Source organism: Cryobacterium sp. (genome assembly GCF_025463825.1).
Classification (GTDB): Bacteria; Actinomycetota; Actinomycetes; order Actinomycetales; family Microbacteriaceae; genus Cryobacterium.
Window position 1 is genome coordinate 1 of record NZ_JAODBG010000076.1, and the last position, 4,423, is coordinate 4,423.

5 protein-coding genes and 1 pseudogene are annotated in these 4,423 nt (G+C 70.2%); 2 read left to right on the plus strand and 4 right to left on the minus strand.

Going from position 1 to position 4,423, the window contains the following annotated elements:
• Positions 1–344, minus strand: a 344-nt coding sequence (locus tag JWP54_RS09510; RefSeq protein ID WP_297370927.1) for a LysR family transcriptional regulator, incomplete at its 3' end; no start/stop codon positions are given.
• A gap of 162 nt (positions 345–506) precedes the next feature.
• On the opposite strand from JWP54_RS09510, the gene JWP54_RS09515 reads away from it, so the two are divergent.
• The gene (locus JWP54_RS09515) at positions 507–1,553 is read left to right on the plus strand and encodes an aminotransferase class V-fold PLP-dependent enzyme (RefSeq protein WP_297370929.1); all 1,047 of its coding nucleotides are present in this window, start codon (positions 507–509) and stop codon (positions 1,551–1,553) included.
• A gap of 97 nt (positions 1,554–1,650) precedes the next feature.
• On the opposite strand, the gene JWP54_RS09520 is transcribed toward JWP54_RS09515, so the two are convergent.
• Both JWP54_RS09520 and JWP54_RS09525 read right to left on the minus strand, forming a co-directional pair.
• Positions 1,651–2,355, minus strand: coding sequence for a type 1 glutamine amidotransferase domain-containing protein (locus JWP54_RS09520; protein ID WP_297370932.1), 705 nt, complete (start codon positions 2,353–2,355; stop codon positions 1,651–1,653).
• Positions 2,356–2,407: 52 nt separating this feature from the next.
• Positions 2,408–3,420: pseudogene (locus tag JWP54_RS09525) on the minus strand (NADP-dependent oxidoreductase).
• Between the two features lie 169 nt (positions 3,421–3,589).
• On the opposite strand from JWP54_RS09525, the gene JWP54_RS09530 reads away from it, so the two are divergent.
• Entirely contained in the window at positions 3,590–4,204 is a 615-nt protein-coding gene (locus JWP54_RS09530) for a TetR/AcrR family transcriptional regulator (RefSeq protein WP_297370934.1), read from the plus strand.
• 78 nt (positions 4,205–4,282) lie between these two features.
• On the opposite strand, the gene JWP54_RS09535 is transcribed toward JWP54_RS09530, so the two are convergent.
• A complete protein-coding gene (locus tag JWP54_RS09535) occupies positions 4,283–4,411 on the minus strand; it encodes a fumarylacetoacetate hydrolase family protein (protein WP_367274208.1) in 129 nt (42 codons plus the stop codon).
• Between the last annotated feature and the right edge of the window lie 12 nt (positions 4,412–4,423).

Consider the following 4,423-nt stretch of genomic DNA (forward strand, 5'->3'; position numbering starts at 1 on the left):
ACCGTGGCGGAGGCGGAGGGGAAGGCGGCGAGGGTGACCCGGCCACTGCGGAGGCCCGCCAGGTCACTGAGCTCCCCCGCCGCGGCATCCAGCGCCTGTGTCACGGTGGCGGCATGCCGGGCAAGGATGCGGCCGGCCTCTGTGAGTCGTACGCCGCGGCCGGACTTGGCGACCAGCGGCAGGCCCAGGCGGGCCTCGAGCCGTTTGAGGTGCTGGCTCACCGCGGGCTGGCTGTAGCCGAGGGAGCGGGCCGCCGCGGTGATCGAGCCCAGCTCGCTGATGCGGTGCACGATCCGAAGCGCGTGGGAATCTACGTCATGTGCACGGTGGATATTCTCGGGCATGCTTGAATCATAACGACCGGTTATGTAACAGATCGAGCACTGGGCATTGCCGAATGGATTGACCGGCGGGACGCTGGAGGCATGCACTTCAGCGTTCCGGCCCCCCTCTCCACCGAGCGACTCGCAGCGCCCCGCCCGCCGGCCCCCGCGTCGAGCACCGGCATGAGGATTGCCGAGGCTCAGGCCGCGTACTCACCCACGACCACCCGGTACCTGGCCGCCTGCACCTCCGGGCTGCCGACGATCGACACCGTGCGGGCGCTGCGTGCCGACGCCGAGATCTGGGGACGCGGCGACGCCTCCCCCGCCCATTATCAGGGCGACATCGACCGGGCCAGGGCGCTGTACGCCGGCCTGGTCGGGGTGGGCGCAGACCGGGTGGCGATCGGGTCGCAGGCGTCGGTGATGGCCGCCGTGCTGGCCGCGGCCGTGCCCGCCCGCCGGGAGGTCGTCTGCGTCGACGGCGACTTCAGCTCGATGGTGTTTCCGTTCCTACAGCAGGAGCACCGCGGGGTCACGGTGCGGCACGTGCCGGTCGACCAGCTGGCCTCCTCGCTCACCGAGCGCACCTGGCTGGTCGCGTTCTCGCTCGTGCAGTCCGCCACCGGCGAGATCGCGGATGCGGCGGCCGTCCGTTCCGCTGCCGCCAGGGTGGGCGCCTTCACGCTGTGCGACACGACGCAGGCCATCGGCTGGCTGCCGGTGGATGCCGGCGACTTCGACGCCACCATCTGCCACGCCTACAAGTGGCTGGGTGCGCCGCGGGGAGCCGCATTCCTCACGGTGCTGCCCGGGTTGGCCGAGGTGGTGCGCCCGGTGCAGGCAGGCTGGTTTGCCGGCGACGAGCCCTGGTCATCCTGCTACGGCCCTGCCATGAACCTGGCGACGGATGCCCGCCGCTTCGACGTGTCGCCGGCCTGGCCCGCCTGGGTGGGCGCCCGGGTGGCCCTCGAATTTGTCGCCCGCTGGGATCCGGCGGCCGTGTACGCGCACGACACCGGGTTGGGGAACGCGCTGTGCGAGGGCCTCGGCTTGCCCCAGGGAAACCAGGCGATCGTGACGTGGGCCGACCCCTCGGGTGCCGACCTGGCTCGCCTCACCGCGGCAGGCATCACCGCATCGGGCCGCGCCGGGCGCGCCCGGGTGGGTTTCCACCTCTGGAACACCGCGGCGGATGTGGCCGCCGTCCTCACGGCCCTCCCCCGCTGAGCGCAACCCACCCGGTGCCGAAAGCGGCCCCGTGGTCGCCTCGCGGTGCGGGAGGTGACCACAGGACCGCATTCGCGAGGTCCGGAACGGCGGGGAGCTACTCTTTTGCCGCTACCGCTTCGATGATGGCGGTGGCCAGGGCCACCGAGGAGGCGGGGTTCTGGCCGGTGTAGAGGTTGCGGTCGATCTCGATGTGTTCACCGAACGACGGTCCCTCCACGAAGGCCGCGCCCAGCTCGGTCAGGCGCGCCTGCACGAGCCACTTGGCCTTCGGAGCGAGTCCGCCAATGGCTTCCTCGGCGTCGGTGAAGCCAGTCATCCGGTAGGCCAGGAACGGCCAGGTGCCGTCGGCTGCCTCCGCGGCGAGTAGCGCCGCCGGAGCGTGGCACAGCACGCCGAGGATCCGACCGGATGCGATGGTGTCCGTCACGATCTGGCCGCTGGTCGTGTCGACCGCCAGGTCTTCCATCGGGCCGTGACCACCCGGGTAGAAGACGACGTCGTAGTCGGCGGGGGCGACGTCGTCGAGCGATGCCGGGCTCTTCAGCGCGGGGATCGACTGGAGGTAGCTGCGCAGTTCGGCGGAGCGGTCCTCGCCACCGGTCGCGCCGGCGGCGAGGCTGCCCTCGTCGACGGTGGGCGCGACGCCCTTCGGCGTGGCGATGGTGATCGCCCAGCCGGCCTCGGTGAAGAGCCGGTGCGGTTCGGCGAGCTCCTCGGCCCAGAACCCGGTGGGATGCAGGGTGCCGTCGTTGAGGGTCCAGTGGTCAGCAGCGCTGACGACGAAAAGTACGGAAGTCATGGGTTCTCCAGTCTCTGAATCGGTGGTGCCTGCAACGGTGGAAGCTTCGGGATTACGACGTCCTGACGACCATCTTGCCGGTGTTCTCGCCGCGAAGCATCCCGAGGAAGGCATCGACGGCGTTCTGCAGCCCGTCGACGACGGTCTCGTCGAAGACGATGTCGCCGGCGGAGAACCAGGCGCCCATCTGCTCGGTGAAAGCCGGGAAGTGCTGGAGGTGGTTGCCGATGGTGAACCCGGTGAGGGTGAGGCCGCGGGTGACGATGTTCGCCATGTTCGACACCCCGGTGGTGCCATCCGTGCGGTTCATCTGAGAGATAGCGCCGCACAGCGCGGCGCGGCCGCCGTCATTGAACGCGCCGAGCGCGGCGCTGAGGTGGTCGCCGCCGACGTTGTCGAAGTACACGTCGATGCCGTCGGGTGCGGCCTCGCCGAGCTGGCCGGCGATGTCGCCGGTCTTGTAGTTGAACGCGGCGTCGAAGCGGTACTTCTCGGTGAGCAGGGCCACCTTCTCATCGGTGCCGGCGGAGCCGATCACGCGGGCCGCACCCTTGAGCCGGGCGATCTGGCCCACCATGCTGCCGACGGCACCGGCAGCGCCGGAGACGAAGACGGTGTCGCCTTCTGTGAGCTTGGCGACCTCGAGCAGGCCGATGTAGGCGGTGAGCGCGGTCATGCCGAGCACACCGAGATAGGCGGACGGGCCACACTCGGGATCTCGGGAACGACGCGGAAGCCCGCTGCGTCCTCCTGCACGACGTCGCGCCAGCCGTACTGGTGCACGACCAGGCTGCCGACCGGAACGGCCTCGGCCGCCGACTCGATGACGTGCCCGACGGCGCCGCCGCCCATGACCTCGCCGACCACGAACGGCGCGATGTAGGACCTGGCATCGCTCATCCGGCCGCGCATGTAGGGGTCGACGGAGATGTAGTCGTTGACCACGCGCACCTGACCGGCCGTCAGCTCGGGCAGCTCGACCACAACGGTGGCGAAGTTCGCGGCGGTGGGCCAGCCGGTGGGCCGGGCCGCGAGCTGGATCTGGGTACTGGTGGCTGTCGTCATGAATAGTTCCTCCCTGGTCGCGGTGGGTGCCGGGGCGCTTGTGGTGCCGCACTCTTTCTGCACCGATCGATTTACTATAGCCGGGCTATCGGTATAGTGAAACGAGCAGTACAGAACATTCCCGGTAACACCCAGGACCAGGCGTCCGCGGACGGAAGGCAGGCCGGTCATGGGACGGCTCCAGACGTTTGACAGCACGACCGTCGTGCAATCCGCCCGCGACCTCTTCTGGGACCTCGGCTACGACGGGGCCTCGCTGGCGGACCTCGAGTCGGCCACCGGCCTCAACCGTTCGAGCCTGTACCACGCGTTCGGCAGCAAGCGCGGGCTCTTCGACGCCGCCGTCGCCGACTACCGCGACACCGTCATCCGCCCCCGCCTGAGCCTCCTGCAAGCGGATGGTGCCGGGCGCGCCGAACTGCTCACCTACTTCATCGACCTGCGGGACGCCGTGGCCAAGCTGCCGCTGGACTCCCCTCGCCGCGGGTGCCTGCTGGTCAACTGCGCTACCGGGCTGGCCGCGCACGACAAGCCCGCCCGCGAGGTCGTTGAGGCCTACCGCACCGAACTGGCCGCGGCCCTCCGGAACGCCCTTGGCGGCGCCGGTGGCTCCTCCGTCGAGCAGACCCCCGGGCACACGGACGCGCGGGTCGACGAGCGCGTGCGGACCCTCGCAACCCTGTCGATGAGCGCCATGCTGCTCGCCCGGGTCAACACCGCCGAGTCGGCCGCCCTCCTGACGACGGCCGCCGACCAGGTGCGCGCCTGGTTCCCCGCGCCCTGACCGCTAACTCTTCCCCGTTCGGACAAGTGGTCCCGGTGCACCGGGACCACTTGTCCGCTTGGGGAACACTTGTGGGGTTCAGGCCGCGCTGCGCACCGGGTTGCTGAGCACGCCCAGGCCGGAGATCTCGATGCTGGCCAGGTCACCGTCGGTCACCTGGCGGGCCGCGCTGGGCGAGCCGGTCAGGATGACATCGCCCGGCAGCAGGGTGAAGGCGTG